Source organism: Actinoplanes sp. NPDC051405 (genome assembly GCF_055586185.1).
Genome location: NZ_JBVJIR010000020.1, coordinates 119,358 through 142,731, shown reverse-complemented (window position 1 = coordinate 142,731; position 23,374 = coordinate 119,358). Strand labels below are relative to the sequence as shown.

At 72.0% G+C, this 23,374-nt stretch carries 22 protein-coding genes and 1 pseudogene; 16 read left to right on the top strand and 7 right to left on the bottom strand.

All coding sequences use genetic code 11. The features are described from left to right. Positions 1–262: 262 nt before the first annotated feature. Entirely contained in the window at positions 263–622 is a 360-nt protein-coding gene (locus ACZ6S4_RS35790) for a hypothetical protein (RefSeq protein WP_465479155.1), read from the bottom strand. Between the two features lie 1,524 nt (positions 623–2,146). On the opposite strand from ACZ6S4_RS35790, the gene ACZ6S4_RS35785 reads away from it, so the two are divergent. From ACZ6S4_RS35785 to ACZ6S4_RS35745, 9 genes are all read left to right on the top strand, one after another. Next, on the top strand, positions 2,147–2,698 hold the full coding sequence (locus ACZ6S4_RS35785; RefSeq protein ID WP_465479154.1) for a hypothetical protein: 552 nt from the start codon (positions 2,147–2,149) through the stop codon (positions 2,696–2,698). A gap of 210 nt (positions 2,699–2,908) precedes the next feature. Next, positions 2,909–3,151 carry a hypothetical protein gene (locus ACZ6S4_RS35780; protein WP_465479153.1) on the top strand — a complete coding sequence of 81 codons (243 nt, stop codon included), beginning with the start codon at positions 2,909–2,911 and terminating at the stop codon, positions 3,149–3,151. Between the two features lie 629 nt (positions 3,152–3,780). Then, the gene (locus ACZ6S4_RS35775) at positions 3,781–4,599 is read left to right on the top strand and encodes a hypothetical protein (RefSeq protein ID WP_465479152.1); all 819 of its coding nucleotides are present in this window, start codon (positions 3,781–3,783) and stop codon (positions 4,597–4,599) included. A 75-nt stretch (positions 4,600–4,674) separates the two neighbouring features. Next, the gene (locus ACZ6S4_RS35770) at positions 4,675–5,139 is read left to right on the top strand and encodes a DUF948 domain-containing protein (protein ID WP_433719936.1); all 465 of its coding nucleotides are present in this window, start codon (positions 4,675–4,677) and stop codon (positions 5,137–5,139) included. A gap of 40 nt (positions 5,140–5,179) precedes the next feature. Then, positions 5,180–5,473: a hypothetical protein gene (locus ACZ6S4_RS35765; RefSeq protein ID WP_212992667.1), complete on the top strand. Its 294-nt coding sequence runs from the start codon at positions 5,180–5,182 to the stop codon at positions 5,471–5,473. Then, positions 5,470–8,154, top strand: a complete 2,685-nt coding sequence (gene alaS, locus ACZ6S4_RS35760) for an alanine--tRNA ligase (protein WP_465479151.1) — start codon at positions 5,470–5,472, stop codon at positions 8,152–8,154. Before ACZ6S4_RS35765 ends, alaS begins: the two co-directional genes overlap by 4 nt. A 16-nt stretch (positions 8,155–8,170) precedes the next feature. Then, positions 8,171–8,632: a Holliday junction resolvase RuvX gene (gene ruvX / locus ACZ6S4_RS35755; protein ID WP_360556172.1), complete on the top strand. Its 462-nt coding sequence runs from the start codon at positions 8,171–8,173 to the stop codon at positions 8,630–8,632. Next, positions 8,629–9,825 (top strand): endolytic transglycosylase MltG, encoded by a 1,197-nt coding sequence (gene mltG, locus ACZ6S4_RS35750; protein WP_465479150.1) that lies wholly within the window; start codon positions 8,629–8,631, stop codon positions 9,823–9,825. The genes ruvX and mltG overlap by 4 nt, the downstream gene beginning before the upstream one ends. Positions 9,826–9,845: 20 nt before the next feature. Beyond that, positions 9,846–10,685: a shikimate dehydrogenase gene (locus ACZ6S4_RS35745; RefSeq protein ID WP_465479149.1), complete on the top strand. Its 840-nt coding sequence runs from the start codon at positions 9,846–9,848 to the stop codon at positions 10,683–10,685. A 5-nt stretch (positions 10,686–10,690) separates the two neighbouring features. On the opposite strand, the gene ACZ6S4_RS35740 is transcribed toward ACZ6S4_RS35745, so the two are convergent. Beyond that, complete coding sequence (locus ACZ6S4_RS35740; RefSeq protein ID WP_465479148.1) at positions 10,691–10,831, bottom strand: hypothetical protein; 141 nt, start codon at positions 10,829–10,831, stop codon at positions 10,691–10,693. Between the two features lie 38 nt (positions 10,832–10,869). Beyond that, positions 10,870–11,118 (bottom strand): annotated as a pseudogene (locus tag ACZ6S4_RS35735) (Bcr/CflA family drug resistance efflux transporter); the annotation flags it as partial. A gap of 98 nt (positions 11,119–11,216) precedes the next feature. Between ACZ6S4_RS35735 and aroC the strand changes: the two are divergent. After that, positions 11,217–12,395, top strand: a complete 1,179-nt coding sequence (aroC, locus tag ACZ6S4_RS35730; RefSeq protein WP_433719926.1) for a chorismate synthase — start codon at positions 11,217–11,219, stop codon at positions 12,393–12,395. Continuing rightward, positions 12,392–12,904: a shikimate kinase gene (locus ACZ6S4_RS35725; protein ID WP_465479147.1), complete on the top strand. Its 513-nt coding sequence runs from the start codon at positions 12,392–12,394 to the stop codon at positions 12,902–12,904. Before aroC ends, ACZ6S4_RS35725 begins: the two co-directional genes overlap by 4 nt. Here ACZ6S4_RS35725 and ACZ6S4_RS35720 read toward each other — a convergent pair. Next, the gene (locus tag ACZ6S4_RS35720) at positions 12,875–13,576 is read right to left on the bottom strand and encodes an alpha/beta fold hydrolase (RefSeq protein WP_465479146.1); all 702 of its coding nucleotides are present in this window, start codon (positions 13,574–13,576) and stop codon (positions 12,875–12,877) included. The two genes, ACZ6S4_RS35725 and ACZ6S4_RS35720, sit on opposite strands and share 30 nt — an antisense overlap. A 62-nt stretch (positions 13,577–13,638) precedes the next feature. On the opposite strand from ACZ6S4_RS35720, the gene ACZ6S4_RS35715 reads away from it, so the two are divergent. After that, positions 13,639–14,967, top strand: coding sequence for a helix-turn-helix transcriptional regulator (locus tag ACZ6S4_RS35715; RefSeq protein WP_465479145.1), 1,329 nt, complete (start codon positions 13,639–13,641; stop codon positions 14,965–14,967). A 77-nt stretch (positions 14,968–15,044) separates the two neighbouring features. Here the strand turns inward: ACZ6S4_RS35715 and ACZ6S4_RS35710 are convergent, their stop codons facing one another. Next, a complete protein-coding gene (locus ACZ6S4_RS35710) occupies positions 15,045–15,749 on the bottom strand; it encodes a Clp protease N-terminal domain-containing protein (protein ID WP_465479144.1) in 705 nt (234 codons plus the stop codon). 25 nt (positions 15,750–15,774) lie between these two features. Then, entirely contained in the window at positions 15,775–19,113 is a 3,339-nt protein-coding gene (locus ACZ6S4_RS35705) for an NACHT domain-containing protein (RefSeq protein ID WP_465479143.1), read from the bottom strand. A gap of 97 nt (positions 19,114–19,210) precedes the next feature. Here ACZ6S4_RS35705 and aroB point away from each other — a divergent pair, with 97 nt between their 5' ends. The 4 genes from aroB (at position 19,211) to nusB (ending at position 21,811) form a co-directional block, all read left to right on the top strand. Further along, positions 19,211–20,287, top strand: coding sequence for a 3-dehydroquinate synthase (gene aroB, locus ACZ6S4_RS35700; protein WP_465479142.1), 1,077 nt, complete (start codon positions 19,211–19,213; stop codon positions 20,285–20,287). Then, the gene (gene aroQ, locus ACZ6S4_RS35695) at positions 20,284–20,712 is read left to right on the top strand and encodes a type II 3-dehydroquinate dehydratase (protein WP_465479141.1); all 429 of its coding nucleotides are present in this window, start codon (positions 20,284–20,286) and stop codon (positions 20,710–20,712) included. The genes aroB and aroQ overlap by 4 nt, the downstream gene beginning before the upstream one ends. Positions 20,713–20,819: 107 nt before the next feature. Continuing rightward, positions 20,820–21,377, top strand: coding sequence for an elongation factor P (gene efp / locus ACZ6S4_RS35690; RefSeq protein ID WP_360827541.1), 558 nt, complete (start codon positions 20,820–20,822; stop codon positions 21,375–21,377). A 23-nt stretch (positions 21,378–21,400) separates the two neighbouring features. Continuing rightward, positions 21,401–21,811, top strand: a complete 411-nt coding sequence (gene nusB, locus ACZ6S4_RS35685; RefSeq protein WP_465479212.1) for a transcription antitermination factor NusB — start codon at positions 21,401–21,403, stop codon at positions 21,809–21,811. A gap of 925 nt (positions 21,812–22,736) precedes the next feature. Here the strand turns inward: nusB and bldD are convergent. Further along, positions 22,737–23,225, bottom strand: a complete 489-nt coding sequence (gene bldD, locus ACZ6S4_RS35680; RefSeq protein ID WP_015624001.1) for a transcriptional regulator BldD — start codon at positions 23,223–23,225, stop codon at positions 22,737–22,739. Positions 23,226–23,374: the final 149 nt, after the last annotated feature.

Genomic DNA, 23,374 nt, shown 5'->3' with positions numbered 1-23,374 from the left:
GACAGGCCCGACGACGACGCCGACCAGCGCGAACAGGCGGGTCGCAGCCGCCGCCTGTTCGGCCGCGGCCGGCCGGAGCCGGTGGAGCCCGTCGAGGTGCCCCGCGAGGAGACCGGCTGGCTCGACGACCTGCGCAGCGCCAAGGAGGACCGCTCGGCGATCGGCCCCGGCACGTCGTCGGGGGAGGGCCGCACGAGCAAGAGCGGCCGCCGGGCGCCCGGACCGGACGATCCGGTGGACGATTCCCCGTTCCCGGCGGCGCCTATGTCCCCGGCCGGTCCGCGTTCCGCTGCTGCTCCGGGGTCGCCGGCGGCGCCTCGCTCGGTTCCCCGTTCCGCTCCCGGCGCCCGGCCCGGTGCTGGTTCCGCTCCCGGCGGCAGTCCCGTCCCTGGTACTGCTCCGGGTCCCCGTCCGGGTGCCGGTCCTGTTCCTGTTTCCGGTCCGGGTGCCGGTCCCGTGCCTGGTTCTGCTCCCGGTGTCCGTGCAGGTGCCGGTTCTGGTCCTGGTGTTCCGGCTGGTCCGCGTTCTCCGGTGGTGCCGGGATCGCCGGCCGGGCCCCGGTCCGGTCCGGTCCATGGCACTCCGGCAGCACCGGCTTCCCCGGCTCGCGGCGACCAGCCACCGGCGTGGCAGACCGGGTCGGGTGAGCACGCGACCGGTGGCTGGCAGGCCGGGTCTGGTGAGCACACGACCGGCGGCTGGCAGGCCGGGTCTGGTGAGCACACGACCGGCGGCTGGCAGGCCACGCCTGGCCAGGGCGCCCCGGGGCAGGGTCCGGCCGGAGCACGTCATGGCGGCGTTCCGGGCGAGTCCACCGGACGGCACGCTCCGATCGATCGCAGCGAGCCCGGCATCCGCCCGCCCGGCCGGCGCGCGGCTCCCGCGGCTCCCGAGCCCGGTGCCGGGCCGGCTCCCGGTCACGGACGTCGGCAGATGGACGCCGGGCAGCTGAGCGGACGGATCGATCCGAACCCGTCCGGCTCGTTCCCGGCGGTCAGTCCCACCTCGGCCGTGCCTGCTTCCGGCAACGCTCCGGCGGTGCCCGGTGTCCGTCCGACCTCGCCTGTTACACCGCCGGGCTGGCCCGCTACGCCCGGGGCTGCCGGGTCGCCTGCTGTGCCGCCCGCCGGTGGTCGTCGTGCCGCTGTGCCGCCTGCTGCTGGTGGGCCGCCTGCCGGTGGCCGTCGTGCTGCCGTGCCCCCTGCTGCCGGCGAGCCGGCTGGTGGGCCGCCTGCCGGTGGTCGTCGTGCCGCTGTGCCGCCTGCTGCCGGTGGGCCGCCTCCCGGTGGTCGTCGTGCGGCTGTGCCGCCGGCTGCCGCGGCCGGGCCGTTGCCCGGTGGGCCGGTGTCGCCCGCGAGTCGTGCCGCCCGGCACCAGGATCCCGGCGGTCGCCCGGCGGATCAGGGACAGTTTGATCAGCCGGGTGGGGATCAGTCGGGCTTCGTACCCCGGGGCCGGCGTGGCCGGGCCGACGAGCCGGATGCTCCCGCCAGGGGCGGTCATGCCGCGCCGGAACAGTTCGGTCCCAATCCCGGTCGCGCGAGTCACGCGGCACCCGACCAGCCAGGTCCTGTCCGCGCCGGGTATGCCCCGCCGGAGCAGGCCGGTCCCGCTCGCGGGGGCCACGCCGCGCCCGACGAGGTCAGCGGGTTCGTCACCGGTGGCCGCCCCGGTCAGCCGACCGGCGGCTCGAGCCGCCCGGTGTCCGCGGTACCCGGTGCCGACGGCCATTCCTTCGGCGCGCGCAACGCCGGCTCGGCAGCCCATGCCCGGCCGGACGCCAGTCCCACTGACGGCGGCGGCCGCCACGGCCGTCCCGCCCCCGGACAGCAGTCCGGTGATCGTCTCGGCCACCACACCGGGGCGATCCCGCCGACCGGCCGCGCCGGTGGCCAGCACGGCGCCCCGGACCCCGACGAGCCCGGAACAGGACCGATCGGCCGACGCGGCGCCCCGGGCCCTGCCGCCCCCACCGGCCGTGGCGGACCCGGTTCCACCACCGGTCCGGTTCGCGCGTCGGCGGTCGTACCGCCCGTCGTGCCCGGCCGCGAAGGCGTGCGCACCCCCGCCGTCCCCGGCCGCGCCGGTGCGATGGCCGGAAGCACGTCTGGTGTGATCGGTACGACCGGGCAGATCGCCCGCGCCGGTGAGGCGGCTGCCCGTGCGGCGGGCCGCGGCACCGGACGGGTTCCCCGGCCCGGTCAGCGTCCCGTTCCCGGCCAGCCGGGAGCAGGCCCGCAGGGGCCCGGCGCGCCAGTTCCCGGTGCGTCAGTTCCCGGGTCGCCGGCTGCCGGTCAGCCCGGCCGAGGTGCGCCGGGGACCGGAACGGGCGGCCGCGCGCAGCCCGGTGCCGGACGTCCCGGACCAGGTCAGCCTGGCACCCGCCCGCCGGCCCCCGGACGTGTCCAGCCACCGGCTCCCGGCCAGCCGGGTGCCGGTCGTGCCGTGCCCGGCCGTTCACCGGGCGGCCGTGTCGCGCCTGAACAGCAGCCGAGCGGCCTCGCCGGCGCGCCTGGGCAGCCGACTGGTCCTGGGGGCCAGCCGGGCGGTCCTGGAGCCTTCTCCGGCCCGGTCGAGAGCGGCCAGCGCAGCGCTGGTGTCGTTCGCGGCCCGGGTCGTGCAGCACCCGGCCGTGGTGGGCCGGGTCAGCAGCCGAACGCCCCGGGCCGTCCGGGTCGCAACGCCAGCAGTCCGGTGAGCCCCGCCGAACCGAGCGGGCTGCCGATCCGACCCGGTAGCCCGGCACCGGGGGGCCCGGGCCACGGTCTGTCCGGCCCCGGCCTGCCCAGCGGCCTGCCCGGCGCCCCGAACCAGCCCGGCGGTCCTCGACAGCCCGGCCGCCCGGGTCAGCCCGGCGGTCCCGGTCAGCCCGGAACCCCGGGTCAGCCTGGCGGCCCGGGTCAGCCCGGTGCCCCCGACCACCCCGGCGCCCCGGGTCATCTCGGCGGCTCGGGTCGGCCCGGCGGCCGTCCTGGCGCTGGTCAGCCTGGTGGCCTCGGCGGCCCTGGCCAGCCGAGCGGCCTCGCCGGGCCGCGCGGCGACGAGCACACCGGCGCGGGCGCCCGCCCGGCCAGCCTGGACGATCCCGGCCGCCCCGCGCGCGGGACCGGTCCCGTGCTGCCCGGCCGCGGCGCCGCCGCCGTGCCCCTAGGCCAGGGCCCCGTCACGCCGGGCCGCGGCGCGAGCCCGGTCACGCCGGGCCGTGCCACAGGCCCCGTCACATCCGGCCACGGCGCCGCCCCGGTCACACCGGGCCGGGGCACGGGCCCGGTCACACCAGGCCACGGCTCAGGCGCGGTCACGCCGGGCCACGGCGCAGGCCCGGCAACGCCAGGTCGCGCCACGGGCCCGGCAACGCCAGGTCGCGCCACGGGCTCGGCGACGCCGGGTCGCGGCACTCCTGAGCTTCCGCAAAGCCGCGGCGCCGCGGAGGTCCTGCCCGGCCGGGCCGCCGTCGACGCTCCCCGTGGCCGCGGCACCGGCGAGGTGCCGACCCGAGCCCCATCCGACCGGGCGGAAGGCGGCATCCCAGGCACCCCGGGCGCTCCCGGACGCGGAGCCGCCGCAGTACCCGGTCGCGGCGCCGCTGAGGTACGCCCCGACGCTTCCGGCCGCGGAGCTGCCGAGGTTCCGGGTCGTGGCACCGCTGAGGTGACCGGCCGCGGCGCAGCAGGCGTACCCGGTCGCGGTGCTGCGGAGGTGCCTGGCCGTGGTGCTGCGGAGGTGCCCGGTCGTGGTGCTGCGGAGGTGCCCGGGCGGGGCAAGGCTGAGGTTTCACCCGTGCGGGGGACCGGACAGGTCACCGCGGCGGGGCGGGGGACCGGCACCGTCACGCCGCCCGGGCGGGTTGCGGTTGTCGGCGCTGGGGGCGTACCCGATGCGGGTGACAGCTCGGCCGATGACGAGCGTGAGTCTCGCGGTGGTCTGCTCGGTAAGGGTGCCGAGCTGCGCACCCGGCTGCGCACCGAGAGGCGGCTACGGGTCATCACCCTGGTCACGCTCAGCGTCGTGGTGCTCGGGCTGCTCCCGCTGCTGTTCGGGATCCGGTCCGCGACGCGTGATCCCGTGTTCAACTCGCTCGATGCGCTCAGCGTCCCCACCTGGGCCGACAAGCAGGTCGAGGACCGGACCAGCGGCAGCATCTGGTGTTTCTTCGACTGCCGGTTCCGGGAGCGGACCGCGCAGTCCGAGCGGCCGTTCGAGGAGACCGACAAGGCCTACGCCACCGCGCTGACCGACGCCGGGTGGAAGGCGCGGAGCGGGGAGTGCTCCGATCAGCCCACCACTTCCGGCAAGTACACCTGCTGGACCAGGGACGAGTTCACTCTGGACCTGTGGGTGCGGCTGCCCGAGTGCGCTGTCGACGCCGTTGCCGCGCAGGACCCGGCCACTCAGCCCTCTGTCGGGCCGGACGGGCTGGTGCCCACTCCTGACCCGGACAAGTGCACCGGTTCGACCGTGAGCATCAAGGTGCAGAACGCCGTCACCGATCAGCGGGGCAAGCCGCAGCCGGCCGTGGATCCGTCCTTGATCGGCGAGACGCCCGACCCTGTTCTCACTCCTGATCCTCTGCTGGAGCCGACACCGACGGCGTCGTGAAGCGTGCACCGGTCACTGACGGTAGGGTCTGCACGTTGTCACACTGTGAGGCACGTCAGTAGAGGAGACGCGTAGATGGACGTTACCGCCGGAGAAATCGCAGGCCTGATCGCGGCGGGCGCGTTTTTGATGCTCGTGCTGGTGCTCGCGGTCCCGATTCTCAAGCTGCGCCACACGGTCGACGCCGCCACCCAGGCGATCAACGACCTCAACGACCGGACCGGGCCGCTGCTCGGCAACGTCACCGAGACGGTCGGCAACGTGAACACCGCGCTGGGCCAGGTCCAGGTCTCTTTGGACGGTGTCAACGTGCAGCTGGCCAAGGTCGACACCATGACCGAGCACGCCCAGAACGTCACGGCCAGCGTGGCCAACCTCGCCACCGTCGTGTCCGCCGCCGCCGCGAACCCGTTGATCAAGGTGGCGTCGTTCGGCTACGGCCTGCGCAAGGCCGCCGCCGCCCGCCGGCACGCCGAGGACGAGCGCGAGGTCCGCGCCTCCCTCAAGCAGCGCCGCAAGGCCGCCCGCGCGGCCCGCTGACCATCTCACCAGCTTTTTCTAGCTCGGAAGGAACACCGCCATGAAGCGGCTGCTCTGGCTGGGTGTCGGCCTGGCCGTCGGCGCCATCGTCGTGCGCAAGGTCACCCGTAAGGCCAATGAGTTCACCCCCACCGGCATCGCCACCTCCCTGTCGCAATCCGCTGGCGGTCTGGTCGAGTCGCTGCGTAGCTTCGTGGATGACGTCCGCGAGGGGATGGCCGAGCGCGAGCAGGAGATCCACGAGGCCTTCGCCGCGGGCGAGCTCTACGACGACCAGTTCGCCGAGCTGCGTGACGGCACGCAGGGACGGCACGCGAGTGAGGACCAGCGATGAAGACGGCGGAGATCAAGCGGCGCTTTCTGGCGCACTTCGAGGCGAACGGGCACACGGTCGTGCCGAGCGCCCCGCTGCCGGCCATCGACGACCCGAACCTGCTGTTCATCAACGCCGGCATGGTCCAGTTCGTGCCGTTCTTCCTGGGCCAGCGCACCCCGCCGTACCAGCGGGCGGTGAGCGTGCAGAAGTGCATCCGGACGCCCGACATCGACGAGGTCGGCAAGACCAGCCGGCACGGCACGTTCTTCCAGATGAACGGCAACTTCTCCTTCGGTGACTACTTCAAGGCCGAGGCCATCCGGCTGGCCTGGGAGCTGTCCACCAACCCGATCGAGAAGGGCGGCTTCGGGCTGGACCCCGAGCGCATCTGGCCGACCGTCTACCTCGACGACGACGAGGCGTTCGAGATGTGGCGCGCGACCGGCGTGCCCGCCGAGCGGATCGTGCGCCGGGGCAAGAAGGACAACTGGTGGCACATGGGCATCCCCGGCCCGGGCGGCACCTGCTCCGAGCTCTTCTACGACCGCGGCCCCGAGTACGGCAAAGAGGGCGGCCCGGAGGTCGACGAGGACCGGTACATGGAGTACTGGAACCTCGTCTTCATGCAGTACGAGATCACCGACGTGAAGAGCAAGGAGAACTTCACGATCGTCAGCGATCTCCCCAAGAAGAACATCGACACCGGCATGGGGCTGGAGCGGGTCGCGTCCATCCTGCAGGGCGTCGACAACCTGTACGAGATCGACGAGGTCAAGCCGATCCTCGCGCGGGCGGCCGAGCTGTCCGGCAAGGTGTACGGCGCGCACTCCGGTCACGAGGCCGGCCTGTCGCACCCCGACGACGTCCGGCTGCGCGTGATCGCCGACCACGTCCGTACCGCGCTGATGCTGATCGGCGACGGGGTCACCCCGTCCAACGAGGGCCGCGGTTACGTGCTGCGCCGCATCATGCGCCGGGCGATCCGGGCCATGCGCTTGCTCGGCTGGCAGGGGGCCACGTTCCCCGAGCTGCTGCCGGTGGCGCGTGATTGCATGGCGCCGTCGTACCCGGAGCTGGCGGAGGAGTTCGGCCGGATCTCCACGTACGCGTACGCCGAGGAGGAGGCGTTCCTGTCCACCCTGCGCGCGGGCACGACGATCCTCGACACGGCGATCACCGACACCAAGAAGTCCGGCGGCGCGAAGCTCAGCGGCGCGCAGGCGTTCCAGCTGCACGACACGTACGGCTTCCCGATCGACCTGACCCTGGAGATCGCCGCCGAGCAGGGCCTCGACGTCGATCAGGACGGCTTCCGCCGGTTGATGGCCGACCAGCGGTCCCGCGCGAAGGCGGACGCGGCCGCGCGCAAGACGGGCCACGCGGACCTGTCGGCGTACCGCGCGGTGCTGGAGAACGGCGGACCGGTGCAGTTCACCGGCTACGCGGAGGTCTCCCGGGAGTCGCGGGTGCGTGCGCTGCTCGGCGACGGGGGCGCCAGTGTCGCGGCGGCGAACGAGGGTGACTACGTCGAGCTGGTGCTCGACACCACCCCGTTCTACGCCGAGGGCGGTGGCCAGCAGGCCGACACCGGCCTGATCAACGTCGGCGGCGGTCAGGTCGAGGTCGTCGACGTGCAGCAGCCGCTGCCCGGCCTGATCGTGCACAAGGCCCGGGTCGTCCGCGGTGAGGTGCGCGCGGGTGAGGCGGGCTTCGCCGAGATCGACGTGACCCGCCGCAAGGCGATCTCGCGCTCGCACACGGCGACGCACCTGATCCACCAGACCATGCGGGCGTTCCTCGGCGAGTCGGCGACCCAGGCGGGTTCGCTGAACGCGCCCGGCCGGCTGCGCTTCGACTTCAACACCCCGGGGGCCGTCTCGCCCTCGGTGCTGCACGACGTCGAGCAGCAGGTCAACGAGGTGCTGCTGCGTGACCTGGAAGTGCATGCGTTCGTCACCTCGCAGGAGGAGGCGCGCCGGCTCGGCGCGATGGCCCTGTTCGGGGAGAAGTACGGCGACGAGGTCCGAGTGGTTGAAGTCGGCGACTACGCGCGTGAACTCTGCGGCGGTACGCACGTGGCCCGCTCGGGTCAGCTCGGCCTGGTGAAGATCCTCAACGAGTCGTCGATCGGTTCGGGTGTCCGCCGGGTCGAGGCGCTCGTCGGCATCGACGCGTTCGGCTTCCTGGCCAAGGAGCACCTGCTCGTCGCCCGGCTCGCGGAGCTGTTCCGGGTGCCGGGCGACCAGGTGGCCGACCGGGTCGAGCAGACCGTGACAGCCCTGCGCGACGCCGAGAAGGAACTCGAGAAGATGCGCGCGCAGCTGGTGCTCGGTGGGGCCGGTGCGCTGGCGGCGCAGGCCCGTGATCTGCGGGGCGTGGCGTACGTCGGGACCGAGGCACCCGAGGGTGCGGCGACCAACGACGTGCGTACCCTGGCCCAGGAGATCCGCGGCAAGATCGACGCCGGTCGTCCGGCGGTGGTCGCGGTCGCGGCCCGGTCCAACGGCAAGGCGTCACTCATCGTAGCGATCAACGCCACGGCGAAGAGTCGTGGCCTGTCCGCGGCCGATCTGGTCAAGGGCGCGCTCTCCGGCCGGGGCGGCGGCAACGCCGACCTCGCCCAGGGCGGCGGGGTGCCCGCTGACCAGGTGAATGTCTTGCTCGCAGCGGTGGAGAAGGCGGTCGGCGAGGCCGCCTGAGAGGGAGGCCGTCGACATGTTGCCGTTGCCACGGGGTAGGCGGCTGGGTGTGGATGTGGGTAAGGTCCGCGTCGGGGTCGCACTCAGTGACCCTGACGGGATCCTGGCCACCCCCCTGGTCACGGTGCCCCGTGACATGGGTGCGGCGCCCGACGCCGTCCCCGGCGACATTGCTCAGCTCGTCCGCCTCGTGGGGGAGCACGAGGTGGTGCAGATCGTGGTGGGCCTCCCCGTGCGCCTCAACGGCGAGGAGGGGCCTGCCGCCATCGACATACGTGCGTACGCTGGGCGACTGGAACGGGCGGTAGGGTCTGTTCCGATCGTCCTGGCGGACGAGAGGATGTCGACCGTGGTCGCAACCCGTAGGCTGGCCGAACGTGGCGTACGGGGCAAGCGGCAACGGGCGGTCGTCGACCAGGCGGCCGCGGTGGAGATCCTGCAGAGCTGGCTGGACGCGCAGCGGAGGCAGACGAGATGATCGACGAGCTGGACCTGGCGTTCGACGAACAGGCGGAGAAGGGCAGACCTCGCCACCGGCGGGGGTTCCGCGGTTCGAAGGGCGGCGGCGGCAAGGGCGGTAAGTCCGCGGTCGCCTTCCTCATGGTGTTCATCCTGCTGGGCGTGCTCGGCGTCGGCGGATACCTGGGCTACTCGAAGATCAAGGGCTTCTTCACGGCGGCCGACTACGACGGCCCCGGCACCGATCCGGTGCAGGTCAAGATCCCCAAGGACGCGTCGCTGACCGAGATCGGCAACGTGCTGTACGACGCCGATGTGGTCAAGAGCACAGCCGCCTTCACCGAGGCCGCGGACGCCAACCCCAAGGGCAAGAACATCCAGTCCGGCACGTACAACCTGCGCAAGCAGATGGCGGCCGAGCAGGCCGTGACCCTGATGCTCGATCCCAAGAGCCGGGTCACCAACGGCATCACCATCCCCGAGGGCAAGACCGCCAACCAGGTCTACGAGATCCTGGCCAAGGCGACCGGGGTCAAGGTGGCCGATTTCAAGAACGCCGCCAAGGACCCGGAGGCGCTCGGCGTCCCGGCGTTCTGGTTCAACCGCACCGACGGGCAGAAGAAGTCCAAGTCGATCGAGGGCTTCCTCTTCCCGGACACCTACGAGTTCCCCCCGAAGGGCACCGCGGCGGAGTATCTGACCCTGATGGTCGAGCACTTCATGAACGTCGCCAACGAGGTGGACTTCGTGAAGCAGGCCGAGACCCAGCGCAACATCAGCCCGTACGAGGTGCTGACGGTGGCGTCGCTGGCCCAGGCCGAGGCCGGTAACGCCGAGGACCTCGGCAAGGTCGCCCGGGTGGCCTACAACCGGCTCTACGGCGACGACTTCCACTGCAAGTGCCTGGAGTTCGACGTCGGGATCAACTACTACTACCAGCTCACCGGCAGGCCGACGAAGTCGTCCGGCAAGATGACCGACAAAGAGCTGTACGACACGAAGAACCCGTACCGCCTGCACGGCAAGGACGGGCTCACGCCGACGCCGATCAACAACCCCGGCAAGGCCGCGCTGGAGGGCGCCCTCGCGCCGCCGAAGGGCAACTGGCTGTACTTCGTGGCGATCGACAAGCAGGGCCACTCGGCGTTCACCAACAGCTACCCGCAGCACGAGAAGAACATCGAGACCGCCAAGAAGAACGGCGTCCTCTGACGGTCCCCTAATCTGTGCCTGTGCAATCCACTGAGCGCGCCCGGCGAGCCGCCGTCTGCGGAAAACCGATCGGGCACTCCCTGTCCCCGGTCATCCACACCGCCGGCTTCGCTGCCGCCGGTCTGCTGACCTGGACGTACACGGCGATCGAGTGCGCCGAGGCCGAGCTGCCCGGCCTGGTGGCCGGCCTCGGCCCGGAATGGGCCGGGCTGTCGCTGACCATGCCGCTCAAGGAGGTCGCGCTGACGCTGGCCGCGGCGGCGTCGCCGGTCGCGACCGCGATCGGTGCGGCCAACACCCTGGTACGGCGTCCCGACGGCACCTGGTTCGCCGACAACACCGACGTCCCGGGCATGGTCCGGGTGCTCGGCGACGCGGGTCTCGCCGCCGGCCCGAGCGTCACCGTGCTCGGTGGCGGCGGCACGGCCCGGGCCGCCCTGGCCGCCGCGGCTCAGCTCGGTGCCGCTGACGTGACCGTGGTGACCCGGCGCCCGGAGGCCCGTGAGGAGCTCGCGCCCGCCGCGGCGGCCCTGGGCATCACCGTCACCGGCGTGGAGTGGGCCGACGCCCCGGCCGCCTTCGACGCGGACGCCGTGATCTCGACCGTGCCCAAGGGCGCGGCCGACGCGCTGGCGACCGCCGTGAAGTGGCGGCCCGGCACGGTGCTGTTCGACGCGATCTACGACCCGTGGCCGACCCCGCTGGCTGCCGCGGCGGCCGACCACGGTGTCCCGGTGGTGTCCGGCCTCGACCTGCTGCTGGCGCAGGCGCTGGGCCAGTTCGAGCAGTTCACCGGCGTGCGCCCAGCGCCGGAGGCGGCGATGCGGGCGGCCCTGGCGGCGGCGTCGGCCGTCGGCTGAGCCGCTCAGACCGGCCGTCGCGACCAGGTCAGCGTCAGCACCGGCAGCAGCGCCACCAGCGCGAAGCTGACGATCGCCAGCGCCATCGGGGTGCCCCGCCCGGGGTCACCGAAGCCGACCAGCGGCGCGGCCACCGCCGCGATCACCGACTGGATGCGTCGCGATGACGCCGAGGGCGACGAAGACGCCGTGCCACGAGGTCACCTTGAGGACCGCGCTGCCCGGCCGCCAGCCCGATCAGGCACGTGGTCAGCGACAGCTGCACCTGCGCGTCGGGCACCCCGAGGTCCCGCGACAGGACCGGGAACGCGGGCAGGTACATGTCCAGCGACAGCGGACCGATCGCGGTGATGAGCCCGAGCACGACGACGAGCAGGGGCCCGTGCACGGCCGGGACAGACTGGACGACAGGCGTGGTGGGCCGGGACGACACCACCGGACGATAGCTGTGGTGTCCGCCCGCGGTCCGGCAGGCGGGACGGGCAAGCCCGGGGCGGCGGCGTGCGACGACGGCGTGCCAGACTGTGACCCGTGTTGCGCTGGCTTACCGCAGGTGAATCCCACGGCCCGGCGCTCGTCGCCCTTCTCGAAGGGGTGCCCGCCGGTGTGCGGGTGACGAGCGAGGACATCGGCCGCGACCTCGCGCGCCGCCGTCTCGGCTACGGCCGGGGCGCGCGGATGGCGTTCGAGCAGGACGAGATCGAGATCATCGGTGGCATCCGCCACGGGGTCACGCTCGGCAGCCCGGTCGCGATCCGGATCGGCAACTCCGAGTGGCCCAAGTGGCGCACCGTGATGGCCGCCGACCCGGTCGACCCCGAGGAGCTCGCCGCCCAGGCCCGCAACGCGCCGCTGACCCGGCCCCGGCCCGGCCACGCCGACCTGGCCGGCATGCAGAAGTACGGCCACACCGACGCCCGGCCGATCCTGGAACGCGCCAGCGCCCGGGAGACCGCGGCCCGGGTGGCCGTCGGCGTGGTCGCCAAGGCGCTGGTCAAGCAGGCACTGGGCATCGACATCGTCTCCCACGTGATCGAGCTCGGCTCGGTCGCGGCCAAGGCCGGCCTGATCCCCACGCCGGAGGATGCGGCCCGGATCGACGCCGACCCGCTGCGCTGCCTCGACCCGGAGGCGAGCGCCCGGATGGTGGCCGAGGTCGACGCGGCGAAGAAGGACGCGGACACCCTCGGCGGCATCGTGGAAGTGCTGGCCTGGGCCGTACCCCCGGGTCTGGGCTCGCATGTGCAGTGGGACCGCAAGCTGGACGCCCGGCTGGCCACCGCCCTGATGTCCATCCAGTCCGTCAAGGGCGTGGAGATCGGCGACGGCTTCACCCAGGCCCGCTCGCGCGGCTCGGTCGCGCACGACGAGATCATCCCGACCGCGGACGGCGTCAAGCGGATCACCGACCGGGCCGGCGGCCTGGAGGGCGGTATCACCAACGGCGAGAACCTGCGGGTCCGCGCCGCACTGAAGCCGATCTCCTCGCTGAACCGCGCCCTGCAGACGGTCGACGTGGTCACCGGCGAGGCCACCACGGCGATCAACCAGCGTTCCGACGTGTGCGCGGTGCCGGCCGGCGCGGTGGTCGCCGAGGCGATGGTCGCGCTGGTGCTGGCCGAGGCCGCGACGGAGAAGTTCGGCGGCGACTCGGTCGCCGAGATCCGCCGCAACCTGGCCGGCTACCTCGACAGTCTGCTGATCCGGTGACCGCGCCGGCCGCGGTGATCGTCGGTCCGCCCGGCGCGGGCAAGACCACGGTCGGGCAGGCGGCGGCCGCGCTGCTCGGCGTGGACTTCACCGACACCGACCACCTGATCGAGCAGCGCGCCGGCAAGCCGATCCCGGAGATCTTCTTCGACGACGGCGAGGACGCCTTCCGGGCCCTGGAACGCGAGACGATCGCCGAGGCGCTCGGCTCGTTCCCCGGCGTGCTCGCCCTCGGCGGTGGCGCGATCCTGCACGAGGGCACCCGCGAGTCGCTGCGGGAGCACACCGTGGTCTTCCTGTCGGTGGAGCTGTCCGACGCGGTCAAGCGGGTCGGGCTCGGCGCGGGCCGCCCGCTGCTGTCGGTGAACCCGCGGGCGACCCTGAAGTACCTGATGGAGCAGCGCCGCCCGCTCTACGCGTCGGTGGCCACCCACACGATCGCGACCGATGCCCGCAGTCCCGAGGAGATCGCCGCCGAGCTAGCCGCGCTGCTCAAGAATCCGGGCTAGCGCGACCGGCTCGCTGAGCATCGGCCAGTGGCCGGTGGGCAGCATCACGACCTCGGCCTCGGTGAGGCCGGCGAAGAACGGATGGCCGGCGGCCATCATCTCCTTGATCTGCTCCCCCGGGAACGTGCAGGCGACCAGCGTGGTCGGCAGCTCCCGGGAGGTGGCCCGGGCGCCGAGCGGCTGCTCCACCGAGGCGCGGGGGTGCGGTGTGCTCCGCGTACGCAGCAGCGCCAGCGCCGCCTCGTCCAGCCCGGCCAGCAGCACCGGGTCGGCACCGGCGTCCCACTCGCGGGGCGGCACCGCGTCACCCGGACCGGCCGGCTCGCCGGACATCGACTGCTGAGTGGTGCCCTCCGGCAACGGCCCGCTGTCCACATAGACCACCCGGGCGATCCGCTCCCGCAACCGCAGCGCCGCGGCGCTCACCGGCATCCCGCCGTAGCTGTGCCCGACCAGCACCACGTCACGCAGATCCTCGACCTCGACCAGCCGGACGATGTCCTCGATGTGGGTGTCCAGATCCACGCCGGGACCGAGCAGATGGGAGCGGTCGGCGACGCCGGTCAACGTCAGCGGGAAGACCTCGTGCCCACCGCCGCGCAGCGCCGCCGTCACGTCGTGCCAGGCCCATCCACCGAGCCACAGACCGGAAACCAGAACGTATGTCGTCATGCCCTCACGCTAAAACGGATACCGGACGATACCGGTCCGGTATGGGGTGGAGAATCTTCGGCATGCCGCACCCCGCCTCCCGCGTCCTGGCCATGCTGGAACTGCTCCAGGCCCACCGCAGCATCCGCGGCGCCGAGCTGGCTGCCCGGCTCGCGGTGGATGAGCGTACGGTCCGCCGGTACGCCGGCACCCTCGCCGAACTGGGCATCCCGGTGACCGCGGAACGCGGCCGGTACGGCGGCTACCGGCTCCTGCCCGGCTTCAAGCTGCCACCGCTGATGCTCACCGACGACGAAGCGGTGGCCGTGGTGCTGGGCCTGGTGGCGGCGGACAGCCTCGGACTGGCGACGGACGCCCCGGCGAGTGCCGCCGCCGAAGCGAAGATCACCCGCATCCTTCCGGCGGCGCTGGGGGACCGGCTGGCTGCCTTGCGGGCGAGTCTGGGCCTGACCATGCGCCGCCGTGAGTCGGACGCCGCGCCGCGTCACGGCGCTACGCCGTCGACCGCTGATCTGTTGCTGACGCTGGGTACGGCGACTCGCTCGCAGCAGCGGCTCGCGCTCACCTACCGGACACCCCGCCGCCGCCCGACCAGCGACGACGCGCCGGATGCGCCGAATCCGACGGCTGAAGCGCCGGCGGCCGGCGCGGCCGATTCGCGAGCGGCGACCACGGGCGGCTGGGGACCGGAGAGTCGGGACCACCCGGGCACGCCGACCGGATCCACCCACCGGACCCACCCGGCCACGCCGACCGGATCCACCCACCGGATCCACCCGGCCACGCCGACCGGATCCACCCACCGGACCCAGCCGGGCGGGCCGGCGGCGGATGCGGCCGGTCCGGGAACGGCGGTCCCGGATGGCGCGGGACCGGCGGCCGACCCGGACGGGTCGGCGGTGGATGCGGGCGAGGCCGGGGCCGGGACCGCGCCGCGAGTCAGCCGGCGGCAGGTTGATCCCTACGGGCTGGTCTTCCACAGTGGGCGCTGGTATCTCGTCGCCCATGACCACCGCACCGACGAGATCCGGTCGTTCCGGCTGGACCGGATCGCCGCCGCCGTGCCCACCGGTGAGGACTTCGAGGCGCCGCCGAACTTCGACGCCGTCGCGCACGTCACCCGGCAGTGGGCCGGGCTGCCCTGGAAGTGGGAGGTCGAGGTGCTGATCGAGGCCGACGTCGCCCAGGTGCGCCGGCGGGTCCCCGCCGCCATCGCGGATGTCACCGAGGTCGCCGACGGAGTGCGGCTGAGCTGCCGGGCGCAGAGCCTGCCCGGGATGGCGCAGATGCTGGCCGGGCTGGGCTGGCCGTTCACGGTGGTCCGGCCGGACGAGCTCCGGACCGCCCTGGCCGAGCACGCCGCGCAACTCGTCCGCTACGCCGCCCGCTGACCCGGCCGGCCGTCAGCCCGGCCGGCCGTCAGCCCGGCCGGCCGCCAGCCCGGCCGCCCGCCAGCTCAGACGGGCCGTCAGCCCAGCCGGGCCTCGAGCGCCTCGACGCGCTGGATCAGTGGACGCAGCTCCTGGCGTACCACCGTGGTGAGCTCTTCCGGTCCGACCGGCGGCTTCGTCGCCCGCAGGTGGGCGTAGCCGCTGAGGGCGGCCGACACCGTCCGCCGCACGGTCCGGGCGTCGGCGCCCGCCGCCCGCAGCGTCCGCCCGGCGATCCCGTCCGGCTCGGCCGCGAGGCCGATGAGCAGGTGCTCGCAGCCCACGTAGTTGTGCCCGAGCGCAGTCGCCTCCGCCACGAGCATCTCCAACGCGTTCGCGGCCGGTGTGCTGTACCGCAGCCCCGGCCCGCCGCCCGGCTCGTCCTGCTCGGCCCAGGTGAGGGTCGCGGGCTCGATCTCCATCGCCCGCAGCAGGCGCAACGCCAGGTTCTCGCCTTCGGTGATCATCGCGCGGAGCAGGTGGCCGGTGCCGACGTTCGGTGCGCCGGCGTCGCGGGCGGCGTTGATCGCCAGGGAGAGCACGGTGACCGCTCTGGGAGTGAAGGAGGGCAGGGTGGCCGCGAGCTGGTCGGCGTCGAGGTCGCCCAGCGCGGTCTGCCGGATCACGGTGATCCGCCGGACCGCCTCCTCCAGAGCTCGCTGGCAGATCGCGGACACGGGCAGGCCGGACTCGCGTACGGCGTCGGCCAGTTCGTCAGGCAGGTAGACGTTGATTTTCGGCATGACGTAGATGTAACCCGTGATGGGGTTAGCTGTCTATAACCCCACTTGGTGGGTGAACGAGTCGGACGTTGGGAGGAAGAGGAGCCGTACCCTTCGCCAGCTGGATCGGCGGCGCGGTGATACGGAGTGTTCCGTCGGCCCACCCGGCGAACGGGGACAGATCGATCGCACCGGTGATACCGATGAACTCGATGGTCTTCAGCCCGCTCATCTTGCTGAGTGGACTGAAGTCGAAAGAGTCGCTGAAGCCGATGGCCACCGCGGTCAAAGCATCCGGGGGGATCAGTGACGCGAGCACTCCGGCGGTGCCTCCGAAGATCGACAGGCGATAGAGGTCGGGGAGGTGTTGAAGGTCGGCGATGGTCTGTCCGCTGCCGCGGAGATTGAGGTTGAGGCTCTTCACGTTCCTGAAGGACCGGGCGAGACGCCGGCTCCAAGCCGATCGCCCCCTCGAACGCCCAAGGGTGAGGTGCTCGATGGGAAGGCCCGAAAAGCACGAGTAGGACCGGACAACGGACTCGTAGAGTCCGAGATTCCGCAGATCCGGAAGCTGAGCCAACGGTGAAACCGATTCGATCGATTCGCCGAGAGTGAAGTAGAGATCGCGGAGTGAACGAATCTTCGCGAGCTCGTCGAGGGCGGTATCGCGCTCAAGCCCGCCTGCGCCATAGAGGTAGAGGCACTTCAGGCCGGCCAGTTGACTGATCGTGCTGACGTCGGCGGTGGTCACCTGTCGGGTCGTGCGGTCGATCATGAGTCGCTCGAGCTGGGGAAAACGGAGGAGATTCTCGATCGCTCCGGAAAGCCCCTGCCGGATGAACAGTGTGTGCAGCGGCGGCGTCCCCTCCAGGGCGTCCAGGTCCACCGGCTGGTCGAATATCGCTTCGACCTGGGTGGCATTGCGCAGACGTCCGACCTCGTTCAGCAACACCGGGCGCCGGACAGTCACCCGGCCCTGGTCCAGTGGGGCGTCCGCCAGGACCGTGTCGGCGTACTCCCTGGCGTCGAAGTAGGTCCAGACCGCGACCAGTTCCCGCTGTACACCTGGCCGGGGATCGGCCGCGTATCCTGCGAGCAGCCGCAGGGCTCTCTTGCCGTTGATCAGAGCGACGGTGCGGATCACCGCCGCCGCCTTCGCCGCGGTCAGATCGGACAGATCCGTCGGGAGGCGGCCCAGCAGCGGTTCGCCCACTGCGTAGAGTGACCGGGCCTCGTCGCGATTGCGGGGCGGCAGCAACTGGTCCAGTTCGCTGTGCACCTCGTCGACGAGGTCCGCGGGCTGCAGGGAGGGCAACGTCTCGAGACACGCCGCCGCCAGCAACCGCAGCGTACGGCGATGTGTCTGTTCCTGCCCGGCCCGGCGTAGGATCCCGCGGATCATCTCCGTACGCATCGGGCTGTTCCCGTGCCCGGCGGCCATGATGATGGTCTCCCGCCAGGTGTCGAGATGCGCCTGAGTGACGAGAAAGCCACCCATGTTCTGCTCGGCGGCCTCGCGGGCAGTCAGGTATTCCTGGAAGGTGCGGTGGACGAAGTCGACACGTCCCGGTGCCGGTTCGCGCAGGATGCCGCTGCGTTCGACCAGGTGAGTCAGCACCGCCGGCGGATCAGCGGCTATTCGGGGCATCGCGGCCAACCGGTGGGCCAGATGCTCCAGCGCTTCTGTCGCAGACAGCTCGGCTCGACCGTTCACGGAGATCCGCCAGGCCAGGTCCTGCAGCAGTTGCAACTGGTCGCCGGCGGTGAGGTCGAGGACGACCGACGGCATCTGGCGCTCGGTGTCGCGCCGGTCCAGCAGCATGTCGACGGCCGCCTGATAGACGCCCATCCGGTCGCGGGGCAGGTGGGTGTCCCGGTCCAGGTTCAGGGCACAGAGCATCGCGCACATCAACGGGCTGCCGGCGAGCCGGTACATGTGCTGGTTCGCCGCGAGCCGGGTCAGCAACGCCTGCTCGAAGGTCGGCAACGAGTCGGGCGGGCACGGTAGCGAGACGGCGTCGCGTGCCGCCAGATGCCACTGGCGGATGAGGGCGCTGATGTCGGGCGGGGTCATCCGCTCGAGACTGGTGGAGCCGAAACCTTCCGCCTCCAGCCATCGCACCGGTGCCGCGGGCGGCCGTGAGGTCACGACGACCCGTTGTTCCGGATACGTCTCCAGTAGATCCCTGAGCCAGGCACGAATTGCCGGGCGCTCCCGGGCGGGCAACTCATCCACACCGTCCACCAGCAGAAGAGCCCGTCCGGCCGCGAACTGCCGATGCACCCAGCCCGCTGGCATGGTCGCCGCGATGGGAGCGGCGGTCCCGTCGATGAATTGTTCGGGCCGCGGCAGCTGCCGGCCGGCATGACTGCGCAGCTTCACGATGAAGGGAACCCGACCGTTCCAATCGGCCAGCGGCCCCGTGAACCTCTCGGCCGCCGCGCACACCGCCAGCCACCGCAGCAAGGTGCTCTTGCCGGCTCCCGCCTCACCGCGAATGAGCAACCTGTCCTGCTGGCTCAGGGCCGCTTCCACGCGTTCGGAGCCGTCCGCGTCGATCGCGGCGTGCCGCAGCATGCCGGGATCCCAGCGGGGCGTGCGCGTCGTCCGCCGGCGATCCTCTCCGGTGACTGCGAGGCTGATATAGGCCACGCTGAGCGGGGTCCGAGGGCGGAACCGGCGGATGTCCACCCCGACCAGTTCCAGGACGTCCAGCTTGCCGATCACCCGGTCGCGGTACCGGATCATAAAGGCCGCGTCCGCGTCGGTGTCCTCCGTGGCCTCCGGGCCCGGGATGCTGAGCCGGCCGAGCAGCGACACCAGCAAATTCGAGATGTCGGCAATGGCGGCGCCCAGGTCCGTCTGCCGACGGAGCATCTCGACCTCAGCGCGCGGCGCGAACGACGGCACGCGGACGACGAACTGCGTGAAACACCGGCAGCAGTCGTCGAGGGCGAGGGCATACAGGCGTCGGCCGAGTTCCGACAGTCCGGCTCGCTCGGTGATGTCGCTGCCGGCTGCCCGCAGATGCGCCGCCAGCCGGGCCGGGTCCAGGTCCGCGGCGAACAGCGTCTGATCGTTGAGATCGGCGATGGTGAAAGTTTCCGCGACCGCATCCAAGCAGGCCGCGATCTCCCCTTCCGGCAAGGCCCCGAACCTGGTCCGAATGAGTGGTTCGAGCCGGCCGGCGACTTCGAGCACCACGTTCTCGATCTGTAGTTCGCTACGACGCCGGGTGAACTCGTTGACGGCCTTCTGCTGCAGCAGCTCACTGAGCGGCAGCACCCGTTCCCGCTTGTCCCTCCGCCCGGAAAGCCACCGCGTGAAGAAGGGGGTGACGACCGCGCGTCCGACATTCACCAGGGCCGTTTCGATTCCGGTCAAGGCACCGCCATTCACCGTTGTCGTAGTCAATCGACTCCAGAGCGTATTCGAGGGTGTGAGTGATCGCCATGGGCCGCCCTACTAGGCTCGAAGGCCTATGGACGACGTGACGCGAATCCCTGTGCCCGGTGACCGGCCCTACGACGTACTCGTCGGCCGGGGGTTGCTCGACGCCCTGCCCGGCCTGGTCGACGGCGCCGTGCGGGCCGCCGTTCTCTATGCTCCGCCGCTCAAGGGGCGGGCGGCCGCAGTCGCCGACGCCCTGTCCGCGGCGGGCATCCGGCCGCTGCCGATCGAGGTCCCCGACGCCGAGGCCGGCAAGTCGATCGACGTGGCCGCGCGCTGCTGGGACGAGCTCGGCGCGGCCGGTTTCACCCGCACCGACGTGGTCCTGGGCATCGGTGGCGGCGCGGTGACCGACCTGGCCGGTTTCGTCGCGGCGAGCTGGCTGCGCGGCGTGCGCTGGGTGCCGGTCTCCACCTCGCTGCTCGGCATGGTCGACGCGGCCGTCGGTGGCAAGACCGGCGTCAACACCGCCGCGGGCAAGAACCTGGTCGGTGCCTTCCACCCGCCCGCCGGGGTGCTCTGCGATCTCGACGTGCTCGACACGCTTCCCGGCGACGACCTGGTCGCCGGGCTCGCCGAGGTGGCCAAGTGCGGTTTCATCGCGGACCCGGTGATCCTCGACCTCATCGAGGGTGACCCGGCCGCGGCCGCCGACCCGCGCAGTGCCGTGCTGCGGGAGCTGGTCGAGCGGGCGATCCGGGTCAAGGCCCACGTGGTCGGCAACGACCTGCGCGAGTCCGGGCTGCGGGAGATCCTCAACTACGGTCACACGCTGGCCCACGCGATCGAGAAGAACGAGCACTACGCCTGGAAGCACGGCCACGCGGTCGCCGTCGGCCTGATCTACGCGGGGGAGCTGTCCCGGCTGTCCGGCCGGCTGGACGACGCCACCGCGGCCCGCCACCGGGCGGTGCTGACCCTGCTCGGCCTGCCGGTCAGCTATCCGGCCGCGGCCTGGCCCGACCTGCTGGCCGCCATGCGCGTCGACAAGAAGGCCCGGGCCGACACGTTGCGCTTCGTCGTGCTCGACGGCCTGGCGCGGCCGGGCATCCTCACCGGTCCTTCCGAGCAGACCCTGGCCGAGGCCTACCGGGCGGTGTCCGCATGAAGACGTACGTCCTGAACGGGCCCAACCTGGGCCGGCTCGGCACCCGCCAGGTCGACGTCTACGGCGTCACCTCGTACGCCGACCTCGTGAAGCTGTGCCAGGAGGAGGGCCGGGAGCTCGGCCTGGACGTCGAGGTGCGGCAGACCGACGCCGAGCACGAGATGCTGGCCTGGCTGCACGCCGCCGCCGACGAGCAGGCCCCGGTCGTGCTCAACCCGGCCGCCTGGTCGCACTATTCGTACGCGATCCGCGACGCCTGCGCGATGCTGCGCGCCCCGCTGGTCGAGGTGCACATCAGCAACATCCACGCCCGGGAGGAGTTCCGGCACCACTCGGTCGTCTCGGCGGTGGCCACCGGGGTCATCGCGGGCCTCGGCGTCGACGGTTACCGCCTGGCGCTGCGGCACATCGCCGGTCGCCGTTGACCCGATTCGCCTGTTCACGACTCACGCCGGTAAACTCGCTCGGTCACCCTCACGCATTCTGAGACCCTCGCTTTCCAAATCAGCGCTTTCAAAGACCAAGGCAGGACATGGCTTCCACCAACGACCTGAAGAACGGCCTCGTGCTCAACCTCGAAGGCGCCCTCTGGGCCGTCGTCGAGTTCCAGCACGTCAAGCCGGGCAAGGGCGGGGCGTTCGTGCGCACCACGCTCAAGAACGTCCTCTCCGGCAAGGTCGTTGACAAGACGTTCAACGCCGGCACCCGGGTCGAGACCGCGACCGTGGACAAGCGCACGATGCAGTACCTCTACCAGGACGGTGAGGACTTCGTCTTCATGGACCTGGACACCTTCGAGCAGATCACCGTGCCCGGCCCCACCGTCGGCGACAACGCGAGTTACCTGCTCCCCGAGGCCGAGGCCACCGTCGCCACGCACGAGGGCGTGCCGCTCTACATCGAGCTGCCGACCAGCGTGTTCCTCGAGGTGACCTACACCGAGCCCGGCCTGCAGGGCGACCGCTCCACCGGCGGCACCAAGCCCGCCACCGTCGAGACCGGCGCGACGGTCAACGTCCCGCTCTTCATCACCACCGGTGAGAAGATCAAGGTCGACACCCGCGACGGCCGTTACCTCGGCCGTAGCTGATGGCCGAGGGCCCCAAGACCCAGATGCCGGCGCGCCGCAAGGCGCGCAAGCGGGCGCTGGACGTCCTCTACGAGGCCGACCTGCGCGATCTGCCGCCGGCGCAGGTCCTGGTCACCTACCTGGACCGCATCGACAAACCCCGCCCCGACCACCTGGACTACACGGTCGGCCTGGTCGAGGGCGTGGCCAAGAACCTCGATCGGATCGACGAGCTGATCGCCAGCTACGCCGAGGGCTGGACCATTGACCGCATGCCGGTGGTGGACCGCAACCTCGCGCGCATCGCGGTCTTCGAGCTGCTCTACGTGGGCGAGATCGACGACCCGGTGGCGATCTCCGAGGCGGTCGAGCTGGCCAAGCAGATGTCCACCGACGACAGCCCGCGCTTCCTCAACGGGCTGCTGGGACGCATCGCCGACTTCGCCAGCAGATAGTTTTTGCAGCGACGGCCCGGGCCTGTCGGTCCGGGCCGTTTCTTGTGCGAAACCCAAGATCAAGATCAAGGTCTGGTCGTGCCTGGTTGCATGGTGCTGACCGTCACTCCCGTCGAGACCGGTCGCTGCGCTCCCTGCCATGTGCTTGCTTGGTTGCGCTTCCGCGCTGCGCGCGAAGATCAACCCCGACGCTGCGCTGAGTGATTCGGTCACCCGCGGTCACGGGATGCATGCCCGCCGGCGGGCGCACAGCGGCATGGACGATCAGTCCAGGGAAGCCATTGACCAGGGCCGATCTAGCCCGGTGGAGTCGGGTGGAGGAGTGGCCGGTGACCGATGCGGCGCCGGTGGTGACCGCGTCCGGTCGTGCCGGGTCGGCTTCCGGGCGGGCCGGCCACACGCGAGATTGTGATCAAGATCGCGGTGGTGGGGCCGGATCGGCAACGCTCCGTATCTCCCACCTGGTGCCGCGCCCGCGTTGATCGCTTTGGGTGAGGTCACCAGGGCGGAGGAGGCTGCCCGGGGCGGTCACCCGGCGCGGTGACCGGGCGGCGGGCCGGACCAGCGGGAGGGCGTGCCGGTCCGGCGGGCCGGGCTGGCGGGAGGGCGTGCCGGTCGGGCGGGCGGTGCTGGCGGGCGGGCGTGCCGGGCGGGCGTGCCGGGCGGGCGTGCTGGGCGGGCGTGCCGGTCGGGCGTGCCGGTCGGGCGGGGCTGGCGGGCGTGCCGGTCGGGCGTGCCGGTCGGGCGTGCCGGTCGGGCGGGGCTGGCGGTCGGGCGGGCCGGTCGGGCGGGCCGGGCTGATGGGCGGGCGTGCCGGTCGGGCGGGCCGGGCTGGCCGGATCGGCCGGAGGGCGCGTCGAGGACCGGCCGGTGAATACGCGAAGAGGGGACCCGCGTATGCGGGACCCCTCTTCGGCGGCGGCGATCAGGAGGCGAAGAACGCCCGCGGGTCGGCGACCAGCACACCCTGCTCGGTCAGGCGCTCGATGAGACCCGACGGCGAGATGTCGTACACGATGGCGAGCGCGCGCAGGTCGTCCGCACGGATCGACAGGACGCGTCCGTTGTAGTCACCGCGCTGCTGCTGTATGGCCCGGGCGTAGCGTGCGACGTAGGCCAGGTCCTCGCCGGCGGCGTCGTACAGCTTCTCCAGGTCGAGCACGATCTTGTTGGTGGCCTCGAGCCGGACACCACTGCCGTCGGGCAGCAGCTCCGAGACGGGGACGCGGTAGAAGTCGGCCAGTTCGGCGAGGCGCGACACGGTGACGGCGCGGTCGCCACGCTCGTACGAACCCACGACGACGGCCTTCCAGCGGCCGTTCGACTTCTCTTCCACGCCCTGCAGGGACAGGCCCTGCTGCTGGCGGATGGAGCGCAGGCGGGCGCCCAACGACTTGGCGTACTCAGACGGCATTCGGACACTCCCAGTACTGTGCTGGCCCGGAGGGTTCTTCCTCGGATCGCTACGCTGCGTGACGGTACGGAGTTTGCAACCTCTGGTCAAGTGTCGACCGATGAGTCGCCGAGCCCGAGACTGAGTTGCCCGCATTCGTCCGTCCGGTC

Coding starts and splice junctions, on each gene's coding strand:
- ACZ6S4_RS35770 (WP_433719936.1), top strand. CDS start 4,675: ATGGACGTTACCGCCGGAGAAATCGCAGGCCTGATCGCGGCGGGCGCG.
- ACZ6S4_RS35765 (WP_212992667.1), top strand. CDS start 5,180: ATGAAGCGGCTGCTCTGGCTGGGTGTCGGCCTGGCCGTCGGCGCCATC.
- alaS (WP_465479151.1), top strand. CDS start 5,470: ATGAAGACGGCGGAGATCAAGCGGCGCTTTCTGGCGCACTTCGAGGCG.
- ruvX (WP_360556172.1), top strand. CDS start 8,171: ATGTTGCCGTTGCCACGGGGTAGGCGGCTGGGTGTGGATGTGGGTAAG.
- mltG (WP_465479150.1), top strand. CDS start 8,629: ATGATCGACGAGCTGGACCTGGCGTTCGACGAACAGGCGGAGAAGGGC.
- ACZ6S4_RS35720 (WP_465479146.1), bottom strand. CDS start 13,576: ATGACGACATACGTTCTGGTTTCCGGTCTGTGGCTCGGTGGATGGGCC.
- ACZ6S4_RS35715 (WP_465479145.1), top strand. CDS start 13,639: ATGCCGCACCCCGCCTCCCGCGTCCTGGCCATGCTGGAACTGCTCCAG.
- ACZ6S4_RS35710 (WP_465479144.1), bottom strand. CDS start 15,749: ATGCCGAAAATCAACGTCTACCTGCCTGACGAACTGGCCGACGCCGTA.
- aroB (WP_465479142.1), top strand. CDS start 19,211: ATGGACGACGTGACGCGAATCCCTGTGCCCGGTGACCGGCCCTACGAC.
- aroQ (WP_465479141.1), top strand. CDS start 20,284: ATGAAGACGTACGTCCTGAACGGGCCCAACCTGGGCCGGCTCGGCACC.
- efp (WP_360827541.1), top strand. CDS start 20,820: ATGGCTTCCACCAACGACCTGAAGAACGGCCTCGTGCTCAACCTCGAA.
- nusB (WP_465479212.1), top strand. CDS start 21,401: ATGCCGGCGCGCCGCAAGGCGCGCAAGCGGGCGCTGGACGTCCTCTAC.
- bldD (WP_015624001.1), bottom strand. CDS start 23,225: ATGCCGTCTGAGTACGCCAAGTCGTTGGGCGCCCGCCTGCGCTCCATC.